Annotated in this window: 20 protein-coding genes; all 20 read right to left on the bottom strand. The window is 57.6% G+C overall.

All coding sequences use genetic code 11. The features are described from left to right. Positions 1–403 precede the first annotated feature (403 nt). Complete coding sequence (locus AAID99_RS14355) at positions 404–952, bottom strand: hypothetical protein (RefSeq protein WP_498494339.1); 549 nt, start codon at positions 950–952, stop codon at positions 404–406. Between the two features lie 239 nt (positions 953–1,191). Next, a complete protein-coding gene (locus tag AAID99_RS14350) occupies positions 1,192–1,473 on the bottom strand; it encodes a hypothetical protein (protein WP_498494337.1) in 282 nt (93 codons plus the stop codon). Positions 1,474–1,563: 90 nt separating this feature from the next. Further along, entirely contained in the window at positions 1,564–3,813 is a 2,250-nt protein-coding gene (locus AAID99_RS14345; protein WP_498494335.1) for a type IV secretory system conjugative DNA transfer family protein, read from the bottom strand. A 4-nt stretch (positions 3,814–3,817) separates the two neighbouring features. Then, entirely contained in the window at positions 3,818–4,279 is a 462-nt protein-coding gene (locus AAID99_RS14340; RefSeq protein WP_498494334.1) for a hypothetical protein, read from the bottom strand. A gap of 256 nt (positions 4,280–4,535) precedes the next feature. Further along, complete coding sequence (locus tag AAID99_RS14335; protein WP_498494333.1) at positions 4,536–4,946, bottom strand: hypothetical protein; 411 nt, start codon at positions 4,944–4,946, stop codon at positions 4,536–4,538. A 13-nt stretch (positions 4,947–4,959) separates the two neighbouring features. Continuing rightward, on the bottom strand, positions 4,960–5,208 hold the full coding sequence (gene icmT, locus AAID99_RS14330) for an IcmT/TraK family protein (RefSeq protein ID WP_267312064.1): 249 nt from the start codon (positions 5,206–5,208) through the stop codon (positions 4,960–4,962). A 1-nt stretch (position 5,209) separates the two neighbouring features. Next, positions 5,210–6,376 (bottom strand): type IV pilus twitching motility protein PilT, encoded by a 1,167-nt coding sequence (locus AAID99_RS14325; RefSeq protein ID WP_498494331.1) that lies wholly within the window; start codon positions 6,374–6,376, stop codon positions 5,210–5,212. Next, positions 6,363–6,743, bottom strand: a complete 381-nt coding sequence (locus AAID99_RS14320) for a hypothetical protein (protein ID WP_267312066.1) — start codon at positions 6,741–6,743, stop codon at positions 6,363–6,365. Before AAID99_RS14320 ends, AAID99_RS14325 begins: the two co-directional genes overlap by 14 nt. Further along, on the bottom strand, positions 6,740–7,876 hold the full coding sequence (locus tag AAID99_RS14315) for a secretion/conjugation apparatus DotM-related subunit (protein ID WP_498494330.1): 1,137 nt from the start codon (positions 7,874–7,876) through the stop codon (positions 6,740–6,742). The genes AAID99_RS14320 and AAID99_RS14315 overlap by 4 nt, the downstream gene beginning before the upstream one ends. Then, a complete protein-coding gene (locus AAID99_RS14310) occupies positions 7,873–8,796 on the bottom strand; it encodes a type IV secretory system conjugative DNA transfer family protein (RefSeq protein ID WP_498494329.1) in 924 nt (307 codons plus the stop codon). The genes AAID99_RS14315 and AAID99_RS14310 overlap by 4 nt, the downstream gene beginning before the upstream one ends. Further along, complete coding sequence (locus tag AAID99_RS14305; protein ID WP_498494328.1) at positions 8,789–9,223, bottom strand: DotD/TraH family lipoprotein; 435 nt, start codon at positions 9,221–9,223, stop codon at positions 8,789–8,791. Before AAID99_RS14305 ends, AAID99_RS14310 begins: the two co-directional genes overlap by 8 nt. Beyond that, positions 9,220–9,996 (bottom strand): DUF1796 family putative cysteine peptidase, encoded by a 777-nt coding sequence (locus AAID99_RS14300; protein ID WP_498494327.1) that lies wholly within the window; start codon positions 9,994–9,996, stop codon positions 9,220–9,222. Before AAID99_RS14300 ends, AAID99_RS14305 begins: the two co-directional genes overlap by 4 nt. Positions 9,997–10,075: 79 nt before the next feature. Beyond that, positions 10,076–10,708: a lytic transglycosylase domain-containing protein gene (locus AAID99_RS14295; RefSeq protein ID WP_498494326.1), complete on the bottom strand. Its 633-nt coding sequence runs from the start codon at positions 10,706–10,708 to the stop codon at positions 10,076–10,078. A 104-nt stretch (positions 10,709–10,812) separates the two neighbouring features. Further along, on the bottom strand, positions 10,813–12,330 hold the full coding sequence (pilV, locus tag AAID99_RS14290) for a shufflon system plasmid conjugative transfer pilus tip adhesin PilV (protein ID WP_498494325.1): 1,518 nt from the start codon (positions 12,328–12,330) through the stop codon (positions 10,813–10,815). A gap of 50 nt (positions 12,331–12,380) precedes the next feature. Continuing rightward, entirely contained in the window at positions 12,381–12,854 is a 474-nt protein-coding gene (gene pilM, locus AAID99_RS14285; protein ID WP_498494323.1) for a type IV pilus biogenesis protein PilM, read from the bottom strand. A 6-nt stretch (positions 12,855–12,860) separates the two neighbouring features. Beyond that, positions 12,861–13,379: a type 4 pilus major pilin gene (locus AAID99_RS14280; protein WP_498494322.1), complete on the bottom strand. Its 519-nt coding sequence runs from the start codon at positions 13,377–13,379 to the stop codon at positions 12,861–12,863. Positions 13,380–13,405: 26 nt separating this feature from the next. Then, on the bottom strand, positions 13,406–14,527 hold the full coding sequence (locus tag AAID99_RS14275; protein WP_498494321.1) for a type II secretion system F family protein: 1,122 nt from the start codon (positions 14,525–14,527) through the stop codon (positions 13,406–13,408). Continuing rightward, on the bottom strand, positions 14,527–16,212 hold the full coding sequence (locus AAID99_RS14270) for a GspE/PulE family protein (RefSeq protein ID WP_498494320.1): 1,686 nt from the start codon (positions 16,210–16,212) through the stop codon (positions 14,527–14,529). The genes AAID99_RS14275 and AAID99_RS14270 overlap by 1 nt, the downstream gene beginning before the upstream one ends. Positions 16,213–16,424: 212 nt before the next feature. After that, on the bottom strand, positions 16,425–17,639 hold the full coding sequence (gene pilO2 / locus AAID99_RS14265) for a type 4b pilus protein PilO2 (RefSeq protein WP_498494318.1): 1,215 nt from the start codon (positions 17,637–17,639) through the stop codon (positions 16,425–16,427). Next, the coding region (pilP, locus tag AAID99_RS14260) for a type IV pilus biogenesis protein PilP (protein WP_498494316.1) at positions 17,636–17,964 on the bottom strand (329 nt) is incomplete at its 5' end. The genes pilP and pilO2, both read right to left, overlap by 4 nt.

Below are 17,964 nucleotides of genomic sequence, written 5' to 3'. Positions count from 1 at the left end.
GGAAAAATTGTTATCGCGAACGCCACGGGCGACGATCGATTGGTCGACTAGGTTCTGTTTGAGCTTTTCACGATACAGCCGCTTTGCGGTCGGACAGGGAGATTATCTGCAAATTCCCCGCGATATGCAGGCCTGATTCCAGCGCGCCGTGCAGAGGGACGATATGCGTAACGCGGTGTTTGACGCCAGTTTTTACCTGTAACCGCTCACACTCGTTATAGACTTCACGTAGCGCGTTCCTATCCGCCCATGACGGCGCGAGGTCTTTTTCCTCGCGACAATGGCTGCAAATCTTCACGATGTTTGAATATCCCCAGCGACCTATCAATCTATGGCGGAATGATAGGTTGTGGTGATGTGAGTGAATATCGTTAAAGCTGCAATCGTCTGACGATCGATTCACTCATCGTTCAGTGAAGAAATGGTCGAGATCGTTTATGCGATCATGTCGCGCATTGAACCGCGCCTGAGCTTGTGCCACGAATTTCCGGTTGAGCTCGCGCGCCGCACGCGTGCCGGCCTCAAGAGGCGTGACACCGTAGTTCCGTACAGCCCAGGTAATATCGCATTGCCAGTCCGTGTGATCACTACGTCTATGCCAGAGCGCCATAGCCTCATCGGCGCATTGTCGTGCCTGATCGCGTGTCCAGCCATTGATTTCGACCATCCAGTCGAGCGCCTGTTCGCTCCGCCCCTCAGTCATGGTCTTTCCCCAGTGCCGCACGGCATGGCAATCGGGGCATAGCGCGATCACTCCCTTGAGGGTCTGAATCCGGCGTGTATCGTCATAGGCCCAGCCCTCATCGGCCTCGACCGCCCATTTCGGACCGCGCCCTCCGCAAACGCGGCACCGTGAGCCGGCACGGGCATAGGTATCCTTGCGAATACGATCCCAGTCTTCTCTGGCAAGAAGTGCGCGTAGATTATGGCCCCAGAGTGACTGCGGTACCATCCACGGGCGGATATAAGGTGCAGTCCGATCTGCGCGGTAGCGATATGGAAGAAAAGCCTCGAGGCCGACTGCAGTGTCGCGAACGACGACCCAGCATTTTTCCTCTCTATCGAATACTGCGCCCCGGGCAGCAACTTCAGCTCGGCGCTCGAAGGGGACGCATAAGGGGATCATTCGCGGCTGCATCGCTATATTGCCTCCCGATAGTCGACCCGAAACCCTGCCTGAGCATTAGTGTTTCACGGCAGCCAAGCTTTATGCAAGGTGTCGGCGAAGGCTAGATTGAAGAGACCCAAACCTAACCAGAGAGGAACAAGAAGGATCAGCCGCAACGCAGCTGTCCGATCAATTTCCGCTCTGCGGGCTATCGTGACAATGACGGTGAACAGGGCAAGGCCGAGGAAGCTGGCCTGAGCGATCATGATCCAGATCAGTCTGGCGCCCTCAGGGGCAATTACCCAGCCAAGTCCCAATAACAGGCTGGCCATGACGATCAGGATATTGATACGGAAAAACGACATTCGGTCTTACTTTCGATGGTCCGCGCCAGCTCAAGACGGGCAGCTTGTTACGTCTCAGGGTATTGGCAGAAGAGATGGAGGTTGGCTGTCTCAGCCTGCTTGGGAGGTCCGCCTCGCGTTGAGCATGGCGACGATCCTGTCTTTCGGATCTTCCCCTCCGAGTGCCATGTCCGCCTCGCAGAGGATCTCGAGCAAAGCCTGGTCTTCCACGTTTGACAGGCGCTGCCCTTTGGGCAGCTGCAATAGTGCTGGCGTCGGGCGGTTGTGAAAGAGCTCTGCAAAAGGGCGTGCCGGCTCTTTGTTCGCTTGCTCGGTGGCCAGATCGCGCAGGAGGATCACAGCATCCTGCATGGGCGTTGCGATGGTTCCGAGAACCAAAGGTAGACGCTCCATGACCTTGCCCAGAACTCCTGGTAGCGCTTCGAGCTGGTCCTCGAGGATGTAATGCCTGCCGGCCGCGAGTTGCCTAGTCACATCGTCCAGCGTTCTCACTTTTGGCGCCGTGTCTTCGCCGATTTTTTGGAAGGAGGGAGCAATGGTCGGAAAGACCCTGTTCTGTCCCTTTGGCTCGATGCTGGCATAGAAGAGGCGCATATAGATGCGTTGTCCCCGCCAGAGCATGATGGCCTGACCTGGACGCAGGCTTGAGATGTCGTTCCATGAGATACGCTTGACCTCACGGATATCCGCACGTTGCTGATCGGCATAGAGACCGATCGGCGAGGAATTGTCATAGCCGGGCAGCACCGAGACGTTCATCGTGCCGCCTGTCTGCTCGACCCACTCCTTGGTTGGACCCGGATCGCGGATATTCTGGAAAATCCGTAGTTCGGGATTGCCCAGTAGCGGTACCGAGCGATCGCGTCCCAGCGTGGCATAGATGGTCCCGATCTCCTGGAAGGAGAGCCAGAGCGACACGTTGAGCTCGCGGCCCTGCGCCATCATCGCGTCCATGCCGCGCGTTGCGAAATAGCCGAACTCGTCCATGATCATGGGATAGGGCGTGTCAGAGGCGGAGGGGCGGTTGACAACCACGTCCTCGTAATTCCCTTCGACCGATGTGCCCAATGCTGCGGCGAGCGCGTAGCGCAGGGCAGTGATCACAGCCTTGCCAAGGGCCGCATTGGTCTCCGGATGATTTTCAAGGGACGGCAGCATGACGACGAGGATGCGCCGGTTGTAGAGAACGTCACGCAGATCGACGTCGGGGATCGAGCACCGAAAGACATGGCCCAGTGTCGAGCCCATCTGGGTGAAGGTTTTGGCGAAACCACCGACGACATAACTGTGCTGTTCGCGGACCTTCGCCTGATCGTCTACCGATTGCCCCTTTTTAAAGCCGCCCGTCTCTTTGACGTAATAGCGGATGGGGTTCAGCAGAACGTCAGGAAATTGCTTGGGAAGCATTTCGCAGCATTCCGTCTGCGACGTGAAGTCGTAATAGTGAAAGATCCTGTCCTCTGCGAGCGCGCGCAGCTTGTCGATATCGGAAAAGGTGACGCGGATTGTCTCGGACGTGATCGGGATACGAAGCCCCGGACAGTCACGAACCCAGACGAATATGAAGGCCATCCCGGCGATAAGAGCGTCGGCCTTGCTCTGGAAATACTGATTGCTGCCATCTCCGCCCCCTGCCTCATCGGGCAGGAAAAGCGTTTTGAGCAGCTCCGTCATGCCCTCGGCGCTAACTGTCGCAAAAGGGTTCCAGGTGTTGGTTTTTTTGTCGCCCGAGGAGACAAGGAGATTGATCACCCGTACATCGGCTTCACGGCCGAAACGGCGCGCCATGGTCTGGACGCTGAACGGCAGATTGTTCGAGGCCTTGCCGTCGATCAGCGTGAAGCCGCTGCCAGCCGCCAAGGCATTGCAAAGCAGGCTGTAGATGGTTTGTGTCTTGCCGGCACCAGTCGCCCCCGGGAGCAGGCCATGCAGGGTCATATCCTTGCCTGCGAGCCAGAGTTGTTGTCCGGTAGCCTCATCCCAGCCAAGAAGCCAGTCCCCAGCAGCAGGGCCGATCATTTCCCCCCCGCCCCGTTTTGGATCGGGGACGATATTGAACGGATCCTTGCCCCCGACAGAGGCCGGCAACCGCAAGGGCAGCTGCCTCGGCCGGGTCATGACCACCATCGCGTAAGAGCCTGCAACGACAGCTATGACAGGGCAGAGCGCAGGCACGACGAGACAGAGGCCGGCAAGCGCCGCAAGGGGCACCGCCGAGAACCCCGTCGTGAGCATCTCGGCGAGCTGTTGCCCGACACGGCGCGTATCGCGATAGACGATGCCATCACGCTGCTCATGTTGGTTCTGGGGGCCGTCTATGCGGCGCCTTATCGCAGACATGGGTTCAATCCAGTCCGAAAGCAGCGTTAGGGGATGCGGGAAGCGGCTGCGTCGGCGCCTGCACTGATGGCAAAGGCGTGTCAGGCAAGGATGGGGTCGTATCCGGCGTCGGCAGGGTGTGCAGTTGCTCCTGTGCCACAACCATGGCGCGTTGATGAGACGAGCCTGAGTGCCGGGCATACATGAAGCCGAGGAAGCACGTTAGGCCGATCGTTGCGACCCAGACTACCTTGCGCTTGAGCAGGCGGCCGACAAGCTTTTCGAACGTGTATCCCTCATGCTCCTGAGAGATCTGGTTGAACCGGTTCCTGCCGGTGCTATGCTGCTCCCCGCTTAGCCACACATGGTTCGACTGTCCCGATCCCGAAACTGGCACGTCCGCTTCCCGGTCCGTGATGCACAGAACGTGTCGCTCCGGATCGATCGTCACGGTAACGGCGCTGCGCAGGGGGATTTCGATTTGCATGGACCGCGTATCCTTTGAGGTTCGTCCCAAAAGGATACGACGGTGCGATGTGAGTGCGGCGTCGGTCTTCCGAAACAGTCGCTCCACGGGACCTGAGTACGCTTATCGTGGTGTCATTGGTCAAATGTCGGAGGCAGTGACGGTTCCCTTAGCGAAGCTGTTGTGTGTCAAACCTGATCGAGAGTGCAATACAATGACAGAGACGATCCGAAAACTATACGAATGACAACGCTGATCCGTCGGCGTTCATTGTCGTTCAGGTTGAATGTTTATGGTTTCCAAGCTTTTCCTGTGAGCCTGCGTGAAGCCCGATCCATGCATTGAAATGGGCAAGCGTGATCGTGGTCTGTCCCGCCATCTCGAGAATTTCCTCGATGACGGCGTCGATCGCGAGCAGAACGATCGAGGCCGAAGCGTGATAAATCCGTGTGATGCGGTACCCGGACCAGGATTTCGCATCCTGGACCAGAACGAGCCCGAAGAGGCCAACGCCATAATCGCGCCGCCAGAGTTCCTCGGCCATGCGCAGCAGCACCGGAAGCAGACCGTCAGGCCTTGCCAGATCCTTTGGAGCAAAAGTGTGCTCCAATGTGCCATCACGCGAAATGGCTCTTTCCGGCGCTGATAAAAGCCGCGTGATGGGTCCGACAAGATCATCAACATCCATAGGAAACGCTCTTTCAGAAATAGGCCCGACGCTTATGCGCTGGAATATGCCGCCTGATGGGACCGGCGATCATAACTCTGAGCATCCGAAGTGCGACAGGCAGCGTCAGGCCGAAAAACGCTAATACCGAAAAGATAAAGACCCCGACGACAGCGATGCCGAAGGTTGTGTAGCTCCAATGGGGAAGGAAGACCGCCATGGGCGCAAGGGCCCGCGCATCGACCGGCCCGATGCGCACCGGATCCGCTGTATTGCGCCACACTCTAGCGCTCTCCCATTCTGGCGCGTTCGGCGGTCTGGCGTGAGATACGCTCTTCCTGTAGCGCCTTGTCGATCGCACGCGAGAAGCTCTGACCTTCCTTCTCGACGGCTTCGCGTACCATTGACGGCCAGCGATCGCGCGATGAATCGAGCAGGGCGCTGCGCAGTTTGCGGGTGACAGGCACGAATTCGCGTATCGGTGTGCGTCTGCCATCCGTCGAGGGCAGAAGCCGTTGATTGACGAGGAGTCTGAGATTTTCGACGAACCCGATCGTCAGACTGTCGCGCTGCTCTGCGGGGCAGAGGTTGATCGCGCGTCTGATTGTGGCGGCACAGTCATTCGTATGCAGAGACGTCAGAACCCGATGACCGGAAATGGCCGCCTGAATACCGGCCTCCATGGAGGATGGGTCGCGGATCTCCTGCACGATGATATCGGTTGGCTCGCGTCTCATGCCGGCACGAATGAAATCAGCGAAGGTCTTCACGTCCCGACCGATTTCGACCTGGGTGATCGTGGCGTTGATTCTGGGCACACGATCGTAGAGGAGCTCGGTCGGCGCGGAGCCTTCGAAGATGTTCACATGCTGGTCCGGATCCTCAAGACGCCAGCAGTTGATCCCGCCCACGAGCGTGGTCTTCCCCGACCCTGTCGCTCCTGAAATGATCCCGAAGCCGTCGCCCGCATCGATCGCCTGCAGAATATCGGGCTCTACATTCTGTTGGTCGAGGCGCAGCGGGTTTTCGACGATCGGACGAATGACCATCGAGATCCCGTTATCCGGGCCGATTACCGAGCTCGAAGCGTTGACGCGAAAGCAGTAGCGCTTGCCGTCATTCCGGCGCTCCGGCCAGAAGCGATGCCCGAAATCCAGAGGCTCGCCACTCCTGAGCGTCGTCAGGCCCGACTGGGATTGATACATATGGACCAGCGCTTGATGCGCATCCGATTCAAGTACCTTGTCTGAGGTCACGCGGATCACACGTCCGTGGACGTTCAGCGTGACATGCCGGTCCGTCTCGATATCGATCCTCGAGGCCCCTAAATCGTGGGACCATGAGATGAGGCGGTCGAGGATCTCTGGATAAAGACTGCGTCCGTCTTCAGGCCAAAGATTGACGAGCTCGCCATCCTCCTGCGTCGTGTAAGGCATTTTATCCGATACCATGCTGCATGGTCCTTGAAAGATCGGGGAGCGCCACTTCCAGCACAGCGTTTTCGCCGCTGCGATGCCGAGTCAGAGCCGCAGGAGCGAGGCGGCCAGCGTGGTCGAAGGTGACGAGATCGAAATAGACACGCATGGCCAGTAAAGGCAGGGGCGGTGCGTCAGTGATATCAAACCCAAGGAAACGTCCTTCATCTTTGACTTGCCTAAGGGCCGCCGGGGTAAGCGCGCGCTCGCGATCAAGGACTGAGGCATCAAGATCATAAGTGTCTGTCAGCCAGAGCATCAGGACTTTTGAGGCACTACGCGCTGCCAGGTAGGCCGACCGCAGCCCGAACCCATGGCATTCAAAAGGAAGCGGCGCGCTCATAGGAGGTTCAGCGCATCGACGCTATGTTCGATATGTTTGCGCGATAACGGCTTGCCCTCTTCACACTCGGCGCGCCAGTGTTCGAGCGCGCCTGAGGCCTCGAGGCAAGAGGCTGTCGAGATGATATGATGCGGCAGACCGTCTCTGGGATATGACACAGCCGAAAGCGCCAGCCACAGCTCCCGATCAACGAGCTGGATGCAGGCGAACAGGCCCGGATTGAACACGCCGGTCCTTACACGCGCATATTGCAAAAGGCTTAGCAACGCCGGAACGGTATAAGCGTGCCTGTTCGTGATCTCCAGGGCTTTGGTCCAGTCTCCCCGTTCGACATGCAGTCCGATCGACCGGCGAAAAGCCTGAGGAATAGCGACCGGGGCGGTGGGAGCCCCCTTGTGGAACTGTCCGGACAGAGATCTCGACAGATCGCCTAGCAATCCGATAGCGTCCTTCTTGCGGCGTTCGGCCTGCCACGCAAAGACGACGAAGAGGCATTGGATGAGGGGGGTAGCTGCGTGAGGTCCCGACCATGGTGCGCCAAGTTGCTTTCCCAAAGCCGCCTCAGCGGAACTGACGCGCTGCTGGACGGTGCCTGTACGACAATAACGGTCTACCCATTCTTCGGCCCGCAGGGCAGGATCGAGGGGGCGTAGTGCCTCGCCGGGGGGAGCCGGAGCCACCAGAACAGCGTCATTGCCGATCCAGGCATGTCCGATCGGGTGGATACGGGCGAGGATTTTCTGTAGTCCATCAAGCCCGAACCGCGCGCGATATTGTTCTCGGGGGGCCCGAAGAACACACAGGACAGCCAGCCCCACAATCAGCAAGGCGAGCGGCCAGCGTAGTGCGCTGCCCGTGATATTGCAAAGCTGCCAGAGTTTAAGCGCCGTAACCCGTTCCGGCGACGCCGCCTCGAGGCTGAGACGCAATCCGTCGTAACGATGCGTGACAAGCGAAAAGGCGCGTAGGGTCAGATGCTGTTCAGCCAGCAGGGCACGGGCCATTTCTGTGTGAAACCGCCACCATAGGCCGGTCGCCAGAACGACCAATAGAACCAGCCCGCCAAGCAGGACACCCATGATGCGTTCTGCGTCGTTGCCACGCAGTCCGCCGCCGTTCGGAATCGGTCTCAAGGTGTGTCTTCCTCTGTTTTCCAGTGTGCTCGATCGGCATCGAGCCCGGGCTGTTCACGGATACGGCGTGTTGTATCCCCGATGCGCATGAGATCATGGCCTCCTTCTGTAGAGGCATAGTGAGAGGTTAGTTCAGGCGGACGCACCTTGCCGGCCTGCAAGAGCAGGCGGTAGCGCGCCATGCCCACGAGGTCGCGCTGTAGTCGCGCGAGATCGTCGAGAAAAATCTCGACAGCCTGGCGCTCGCCCGCAGCGCGTCCTCGGGCGAGAGCGTCGTCCCAAATTTCTACTTCGTGGCGTGTTCTAGGGCGCAGTGTTTCCGCTGGCTCGCTCGGTACATCAACGCTGCGCACAAGCCACGTGCGCCATTGGGGCGGGGCGGTAACCAGTGCGCCCTGACGGGTGATCTCATAGATCCGCCCGGTTTCACGCGCCGCCTGACCTGAAGGGTCCACCGCAACTGCCATCTGCGCCTCGGTCACGACAGGAGGGCGCAGCAGCAGGCCCCCATTACCAATCGGAAGAACGACAGTGCGAAAATCGAACACGCGATCGAGCGTTGGCGCGTAGCGACGCAGCTTCTCATTGAGCGCTTCGCTTCTCGCTGCAAGCCCGCCTCGAGCGCCATATGCCCAGCCCGCCTGCTTCAGTGCGCTATCGCGGGCGGTCGTGTCTTTCTGTCCTGGTTCGTAGCCAGGGCGCAGAGCCATCTGCTCCTCAAGGGAAGGCGCGTGAACGACATCCGGAATTTCGGGAGCGATACGTGCCCCCTCTATCGGCGTATCCAGCGCACTGGCTGCACGGGGTTGGGTTGCACTTGGAACAGGTGGGACCTGATCGTCCGTCGGCCCGTTGGTCTGCGCCTGGGCACTCACGCAGCTGACGAAACCCAGGACAACCAGGCACAGAGATTTACGCATGCCAGTCAACCCTGATGAGATGTTGTGGGACATCGATCATAATCGAGGCTCTGTTTTCGAGCCCGGATGCCATTTCATCCAGTATCGTCGCTGCTGTGCCATGATCGACAGAGAATGCGACTGTCGGCACGTCTGGTTTGTCCGCGATAACGGTCCTGTAGCCGATCCGCTCTGCGAGGATCTTTACGGCCTGATCAACAGGGCCACGCCACACCCAGGACATGGGGCGCTGTAGCTCGGCTGGCAGAACTGACCCGTCCCGTACCATCGGGAAACGCATGGCGCCTATCTTATCGAAACCACGCAAAACGTGTCCCATATCCTGCGCGATCGGCTCTGCGGGAGAGGGATGGGGCATAGTGCATCCAAGGAGATTGACAGCAAGAGCGCAGCCTGACAGGCGCGCGATTACACGTCGGCCATTCATGGGGAGGCCTTCAGATCAAGGGCATAGCCGCAGACCAGGCGCAGGATGACGAGTTCATCGACGATATCGGGGAAATAGCCCAACCCGCTTTCATCGGAGGCCGGTCGGAAATTATAGAGGCGCGAGCCCGCCCGCTCTTCGATGAGTTCGAGGCTCAGGCTCTGCCCTCCGCCCCGGGGCGGCTGCAGCTGGATGGCCAGAAGTTCGGCATGTGGTGTCATTTCCCGGATATGATTGACCAGTTCCTTGAAGTGCCAGCCGATCGGCGTATCGGGGCGGGCGATCATCAGGAAGAGTTTCGCGTCGCGGGAATGGAACAGGCGGCGCATGCGGCTTATGCAACGCTCGTAATACGCGCGGTCGCTTACATCGCGTAGATCGCGATGGGCAAAGACGCACTTGATGCCAAACTGACGATGATACGAGGGATGCCCATCGCATCCCGGCTCAGGCAGGAAGTCGCTGAAATCCGTTTTGAGGCAATGCAGCACCATACCAGGTGTGGCCCACCCCCAGTCGAAGGGCAGTGAATAACGTTTGAGTCCTGCGTTCTTGAGAAGGCTTGACGCAAGGCAATGCGTGCCCAGGGACGCAATATGCCGGATATTACGTCCTGCGATCGTTCGCGTGCCGTAATCTGGCATTTTTGTCGACCGCCTATGGCGATGCCGGATCATCTCCTGACGCAACCGCAGGAGCCAGGAGGGGGTGAGCGCATAGGTGTCAGGTTTGACGTGGGTGAGGTCCACCCGATCGGATGATGCGTCAGGCAATATAGGTTCTCACTCCGGATGCAGCATGCTTCTTCATGTCTGCATTGTGACTCATGACGATGTGAGTGCGTGCATTGCGTCAGTTTGCCGAGGTAATTTTTTCCATTGCGGCGGGCCTGGTGCGTGAGAGAAGTGTGACGTTTGCCCAGACACGGGCCTGATAGGCCTTATTGAAAACCGGTGTTCCCGAATTGTAGTTCCCGACGCGCCGCCAGAATTCGGCGGGATTATCCGGTGTCTGGCCACCAAGAGCTGTGGCAAGGATCCATGCGCCGATATGGATGTTGAGGCATCCATCATTGAGAACGCGTTCGCGCGCAATACCCATGACAGAAAGGCGGGGGAGCCAGCTCGAGTTTATCTGGGCCGGGCCCATATCATAGGACCCGTTTTTGTTGTGCGTAATTGCCCCCACGTGTCCGCCTTCTGTCAGAAGGATGGCCCTGAAGAGCACTTCAGGTAGCCGGTACTTCTGCGATGCGTGTCGGATGCAATCGCCAAAATTCTCCATGACAGGCGAGGGTGGTGGGATGGGGTCTAAGGAGGTTGGTTTGCTGTGGTTTTGCAAAGGTTTAGGCGCCGTCTTCCCTGCGTTCGCCCAGGCCAGAACCCATGCGCCTGCAGCAATATTGATGCAGACGTTCTCTCGTATAGCCTGAGCATCGAAACCGGCGCGCTCCAAGATCGGTAGCCAACCCGGGTCTATGCCCATGATTCCAATGCCTCCCGGGTGAGTGTGCGTGCTTACGGTCTCGATGATTGCAATCGGCACTTTGTAGGCCTGAGCCATCACTGCGGTGCAGGGCGGGAGGGCCGTCATTGAGGTTCGCACACGTGTAGGCCGGAATAACCATAGTCACCGTACCACAGGGTGATGGCAGGCGTATCGTTTGTCCCAGACTCACACCAGTATCCGCCCGTAGCGGGGTTGGGATGTGCATAACCTCCAAATCCGTTGCTTGTAGGAGGGACGTAAGTGTTTATGGGTTTACTTGTAATGCTCTTCCATATGCCATTGACGCAGGCGAGAACATCGCCGCTCCCGTCGTATTTACCCGCCAGGATGCCATTAGGGCCACAACCATAGCCGGGATTGGCGTCAGTGCGGTCGAATAATACGCCCTTATGTGTTTCGAGTTGTCCGAGGTCCATGTCCCCGGCGGCAAGCCCATAGCGGTTCTGGATGTAGACACGTCCATTTGCTGGCCTCAGCGCGATGTTCCAGGCGTCGCCCAATACGGCTGCATCTCCAATATACAGGTTCTCTCCCCCTGGAAGACTGACCCTATTAGCCCATACGTAGTTAACATAAGCATCTTGAGCTGCGATATTGGCAGGTGAACCGTCCTGATGCTGCATATACACAGTGCCAGGTGTTCTAAGAGCGATATTGCTGGGGTCTCCGTAAAGGGTAGCATTGGGACCAATTCTGACGTTATTGCCCGCGTTTACCTGTACGGACGCGGCGGATAGCTGGTTGCCGACATAGGCATTGCGATTAAACCACCCGTCACCACCCGAGTTCATGCCGGCGACTGGGTTTTGATTTGCCGGGCCAACAGCGACGGTACCTAGAGCCGTCACGTCATAGGTCGAAAGACCACCAACCCAACCTGGGGGCTTGGTGTTCGGATCCACTCCCATAGTGCCAATCGGGCCTGAAAAGCGTCCGGTAGCCGCGCTGTTGATATCATTTCCGCCCATATTTAGCGGTGCATTCATCGTGTTTAATTCAGGGTGTCCCGCTATGTTTCCACGGTATAGATAGTCGTTGTTGTATTGCGCGTTAGACGCGCTGGTCCCGAGGCCGTAGAAGTGCCCACTGCCGGGATTGGGAAGTCCTGCCAGCGCCATTCGCCATTTCCCCATATTACCGACTGCCATGCCGCTGTTTATGCTTGGGAGAACATTGTCTGGGGGAACAAAGCCTGATTGACTCCCCGCCATCCCAGCCACAGCGGTGAGGGCCGGCAAAGGGAGCGCCGTCCCAGAAGAGCTCAGGACTATCGCCTGGATCTGACCGCTCTGTGGCTGCCGCAAGTAAACGCCCCATACTTGACCGAACGGATTCTGCGAGCTGAAGCCAGGCGGGAGGAGGTTGTTTGCAACGAGGGTGTTGAGATCGAGCCATGTCCCCCCGGCAGGCACCCAACTCGCCAGCTGGCTGTTGTTTGCGGAGACATACTTGTTCGTAGCCGACAGAAGATCCTGAAATTCCCCTGCCGCAGCGGCATAAATCTGGCGGTTTTGTCCGATCTGAATTACGCCAGTCCACGCGGTCATCACAATTGCTCCGATGATGATCGTGCTAAACAGCGAGGCGAGTGGCCACATGGATCACAGGTTCCTTAATATTCTCAATGCGTCGTGATAGATGACCGGCCTCAAAACCCGTTCCCCGTTAGAGTCACGAACGACACGACGTCGCCCGACGGGACCTGAATAGGCAAAGGCCCCATGTCTCCAGCGGTGGGTGTTGACCAACGCGTTCCGGTAGATGTGCCTATCGATGCATCACCGTCCGAGCCCTGGATTACTGCAGGGAGTAAACCCGGTTGTGACGCGGTCCAGGTAATGACCTGTGTTCCACTACCTGTACGGATAACCTGATTCCCGGGGCTGATCGTCGTGATGCTCGATGCATCAAGACTGAGCGCGTACAGAGGAATTGATCCGCTCGTACCCGGATTGCGCGTGACATACAGCTGCACTGCACTTTTATATGCGAGGAAGGCTAGAGATGGACCTGTCGCATCCGATACGACAGGCCAAGCACCTTTGGTGATAACCTCATGCCTGGCAATTTCACCAGCTATCAAAGCTATCACAACAAACCCAAGCAATGCGAACGCTGCCATGATCGGTTAGTTGTAGTTCATGACGAAGCTGAACATAACAGCACTGTAAGAGCCGGTCCCCTGGTTACACTGTGCAGCAACTGCAGCGGCGAAGCCCGTTCCAGTCTTGGGGACCCAGTTTCCATTGATTGTTACGCCATTGACGGCTTGCGATATTCCGAATTTTGCGCAGGCCGAGCTCGGTATCGACGGCCAGTTCACATAGAAGGTCTGACCGTTCCCGGAGGGCAAGAGAGATACCTGGGAATTCCAAGCACCGACAATTGTAGACCCATCTCCCGTGGTCATGCTGGCCGGCACTGCGCCAGCTTTGATCGCGTTCTGGTTCGATATCGTGCTGAAATCGGCAGGCCCCGCAGCGGTCCCGCCGTAAACCCCTTTAATGTTATCAGCTATTGTTTTGGTCTGAGTTTCGGCCACTTCAACCCCAGAAGATGTGAAGCCAATATTGCTCAAGTTGCCAGATATACCCATTTGGATTGCGGATATGATCAGTACCGCAAAGAGAGCTCCTAATAACCACATGATTTTTGCCCTTTTATATTTAGCCGTTAGATGTTGCTTGGCAGGAATGTGTTGAGCGCCATGCCGATGAACGCAGCAAGGCCGTACATCACCATGAGGCCGATACCTTTGAAGTTATGAGACCAGAACACGGCGGATTTCTCGATTTCCTCAGCAAAGAGCCGCGCTTTTTGCTGCAGGGCGTCATATGCGTCAGATGCGCCGATCCAGGCGTTGCCTATGTCGTCAATCATGTCCGGCGAGGGGAAGTGATACCCGCACTCTTCAAGGGCAGCGGGAAGTAGGCGGGCATGTTTGCCCATCAATTCCGCTACGGCTTCAAGGCGTTCCCGTAACCAAGGCGAAGCCCGCTCTGCCTGCTCTTCCAGAACCTTCGTTTCCGGCCGTCCTGACCGAACCAGAATGATGTATGTCGAGAGCCAGACATAACCCTGGATTGCTCGATATGTTGACCAAGGGGGAAACCGCTCGAGACGAACTCGGATTGGCCCCCGTAGCAGCGTGAGGCTTGCAATCATCGCAGTGGAGAAAAGGAGCACGACCCCTGCGACAATCATCGGCCCACAGCCGGAGGTCCAGTCGGCTGCCGCGATGAGGATGGACTTCATGGTGCTGGGCGGCTGGCCGGTGGAACGGGCGAAAGTCTCTAACGGGACGATCGCCTTTTGTGCCACCAAATATAGCGTTACAAAGATCATCAGAGCATAGCTGACAAAAGTTGCATACATGCTGATCACCGCGTTGACGATCCTGCGGGTACGCGCGCGCATGTCGAGCAGCAATTCGAGGGCTGTATCGAGACTTCCTCCGGCTTCGCCGGCATGAATGATTGCATACTCGTCGTCTGGCACGACCGGGCGCAGAGCCGCGGCTAGCTTGCGCCCGTCATACGCCATTTCGTAATGAGCGCGCTCGACCACTCTTGCTGTAGCATAGCGATATGTCCGACGTAGCCGCTTGATATACATCTCAAACATGCGCTCAGGCGTTGTCGCATGCTTTTCGCGCAGGCGGGGCACCATCATCTCGTAGAGCCCTGCGCGACGTGCCCACCTGAAATCGTAGAGCGCGGCAAACCGCCGGAGCGGGGTGAGCCCCGACATTCCCTGCTCTTTGCCACTGTCCTTGTAAACGAGCTCGAATGACATCAGGCTGCCTCCCCGCTGAGAAATGCCTCGGCGCTCTGGGCATCGATCTCCCTTTCGCGCCGACCAATCCTGCGGTCACGTTCGACCTTATCTCGGAATGGTATCCGTTCCACTTCCGATATGATCGCCCGAGGATCCACTCTCCCCTCAAACGCCATGGCAATGGCGCGCTCGACCATGGGCTTGTCGGCGTCAGGACGAGAGCGGTATCGTCGACGCGCAGGTGTAACTCCGCGCGTGATGAAGTCATTCATCAACTCCTCATCGGTTTCGACAACTTCTGCGACAGCAGTGACAGAAGCAACGCCCGTGTTGCTGCAATGCGAACATCCATCATGGCTGATCTGATAAACTGATGAGGGATCTCCCCAGGTAAGCAGGGCCTCGCAAGCCAGCTTTGGCATCCGAGGGTCTTTCGGACTCCACGGAATCTTGCAGTGATCACAGAGCACCGGCAGAAGCCGCTGAGCTACAATTCCTCGGATGATCGTGCTGACACACGTTGTCCGAAACGGAAGCTTCTCATAGTTCAGGTTCTGGAATCGCAATGGGAAATCGAAAGGATCCTCAATATGCAAGGTGCTCATGACGCTATGCCCAGTCTGCGATGCGTCGAAGCTGGTGAGCGCAACCTCTGCATCGCGGATCTCACCGATAATCAGGCGATCCGGATCCATTCTCAGCGAATAACGCAGGTTCTCTTTGAACTGCTGCCCGGCCTCCTCACCGGTCAGGGCATTGGAGATCTCGAGCTGCACAGCCCACGGCATGGGGTACTCGACCGGCTGTTCAATCGTCACCGTCCGCTTGTTGGGCGACGTCCGCTGTTGCCACTTGGCTAATTCAAAGATCGAGGTCGTTTTGCCAGAACCCGTCGGGCCTGTGAGGAGCAAAAGACCTGAAGGAGAGGATGCGATATAAAGTAGCTTGTCGATCTGGGCATCATCGAAGCCGTATTCCTTTAGCATTAGCTTGCCCGGAGGCGTACGCGGCTTGCGAAGGATTACTCCGAGAGGCGAGATTGTGTTGCTCCCGGCCCGTTCCTTGTATTGCAAGCGCAGTTCCATATGTCCGCCGCCTGCCATTGCGGGGTATGACGGGCCACGGACGATACGTACGTTCTCGAGGCCGGTGCCCTCGAGCTCGCTGCCCGAAATGCCTCCATCCTGTGTCTCACCCTCTTTGAAGGTGGAGTCCTGACTGGAGCCGAGCCTATAGATTGCTACGAGGAGTGCGTCACCTTCCGCGACGCTCATGTCTTTCAGAACAAGGACGTTTTTCTTTATGCGCAGGCGAACCTCTGTGTGATCTTTCAATCTGTGAATGTGAAGATCACTCGCGCCAAGCTGAGCCGCCTGGCGGATCAGCGCAAACGCCTGGCTGCGGGCATTGTTATCCGTATTGGTAGCCTTCGCTGATGTCGGATGTGCGACATGAGCGCGTTGGCGTTCTTGCGCGCGACGGTTCTGCAAATCCGCGTAATGTTCGTGCTGTATATCCCATGCGTTGCCCGTCGCACGGTCATGCTGCTCGAGAAAAAGAGCAAGACCGGGATCGTCGCGCTTCGCAATATCAACGTAGACGATCTGCCTGTAGGCATCGAGGAATACATGGGTTTGCAAACCCGGTGCCAGGGTGAGGGCGTCCCCCCCCCTCCTGAACCTAGAGAAAAGACCTTGCATCATGGAGCGTGATGCTCCGATCCGAAGCTACGTTTCTTGCGCAGCTTCGCATGTCTCCCGCTGAACAAAGGCCGAGAGGCCGTGCGCGGAAAATCCACCAGCAGTTCCACATGCGCAGCGATTTCACCCAAGTTCATAGAATCACCTACCTCGATCGAGATCAGTCCCGTGAGGATCAGCATCCGGCTTTGCGATGTGAGTGCGTATAAGAAATTTCAGTTTGGTGCCCGAAAAGAAACCGGCTCCGAAATTGTCGCTGAAAAATCGAAGGCGTAAGAGGTTGCATTGCTCACGTTACCCCCAGCTACCCGGTTGACGTGGTGGAGCGTTTGAATGGTCAAGCCAGGCACCTTGCTCCAAAAAGCACTTCGTGGATCAGACGTAAGTGTCCACTCCACACGGGTTAACGTGTTGGCTGCAATTGGATCAGGAGACGGGGCTCCGTTCAAACCGGGAGGTGGCCCAGGGTTCATCGCGATGCTGACCTGCGGGCGGACGCCAAGCGATTGCAGAAACGCGACCAGCTGCTTTACTCCGCCCGTGCCTTGGAGTGCGGTCGGAGCCGATTTGAGGGGCGGTAGATGTACAGCCTGCTTGATAGTCTCGCCGTCCTGCGCGATCGTGCCGACCGGCGCAGAGCCAACAGTGCCGCCGGTACGTGCCCATTCAATATTCAGCGTATCACCGGAGCAAGTCCAGGACGTCTGCGTCCAACCGTCCTGAAAAATTCTCTGCCCCATCGCTGTGATCATGCAAGCCTGCACCCAGACGCTGGTAGCCACAGGTAGGTGAAGGCGCCTTTCCTGCTCTGCCCTGAGACGGGCTAAAGCAAGCGCTTTTCGTGCCTCTTCTTGCCGTACGCGTTCATTATGAACCTGAATGAGATGCGTGCCAGCAGCACAGAGCAGAACCGCTGATAGGCCGACTGCCACAGGCTTCCAGTGAGAGGTGAGTGAGGCACTGTGAAGTTTAACATTGACCTCGCTCAAAGGTGCAATGAGTTTTTCCAACCCGGCACTATCGACGTAACGACGGTCTGAGAAGCGCTCCTCATCATATCTCTTGCGGATTGCGTCACGATTATCGATTGAGATGACGCGATCGGTGCCCGCCTTTAGCTGACCTTCTCCGTCGGTCGCGAGATACCAGACAGATCCATCATCAAGGGTGAACTCAGCATAGACGTTCGGGCCAAGGGTCTGTGCCAAAACTGGAGCAAGAGGATTTGCTGTTTTTCGCTTCTCGCCATACTGGCGAAAATTGAAGAAGCCGATCGAATATGGCTTGTTACCAAATATGCCATAGTGGGTGGCCTTCAGAGCACGCGCTTGGTTGCGCAAGGCGGCGTGGGAAGGCTTGCGCGGTACAATGATCCACGTTGCGTCAAGCACCCAGTGGTGACCGTCATCTGTGCGGAGATCAATGCTCACGGGTAAGCTCCGCGTGGATAGCCTGCAGGCGGCCGTAAAGGGGTAGGGGCCCCGAAGAGGCTGCTTGCACTTGTCGAATTCGGGTTTGCCTGAGTTTGAGGCTGTGCCTGCCCACCATCCATGGGAAGTCTCGCAAGAGTGTGGCCGCGTCTGATGTAGACGGCGCTACCTTCGATAGTTGCAACCGAGGACCCGTCCGGAAGAAGACTTCCTCGCGTTACCTCGATCGTGTTGCCGTCTGGCATTCGCAGCGTCGCGGTTGGTCGCTCTTTCTCGTCACTGAGGATCATGACGATTACAGGTAATCTGGGCTCGTCTGTCTGGG

This window comes from Asaia sp. Ae19-3 (assembly GCF_059801175.1).
The sequence above is the reverse complement of the archived record's forward strand: the minus strand, read 5'-3'. Positions and strand labels throughout refer to the sequence as shown.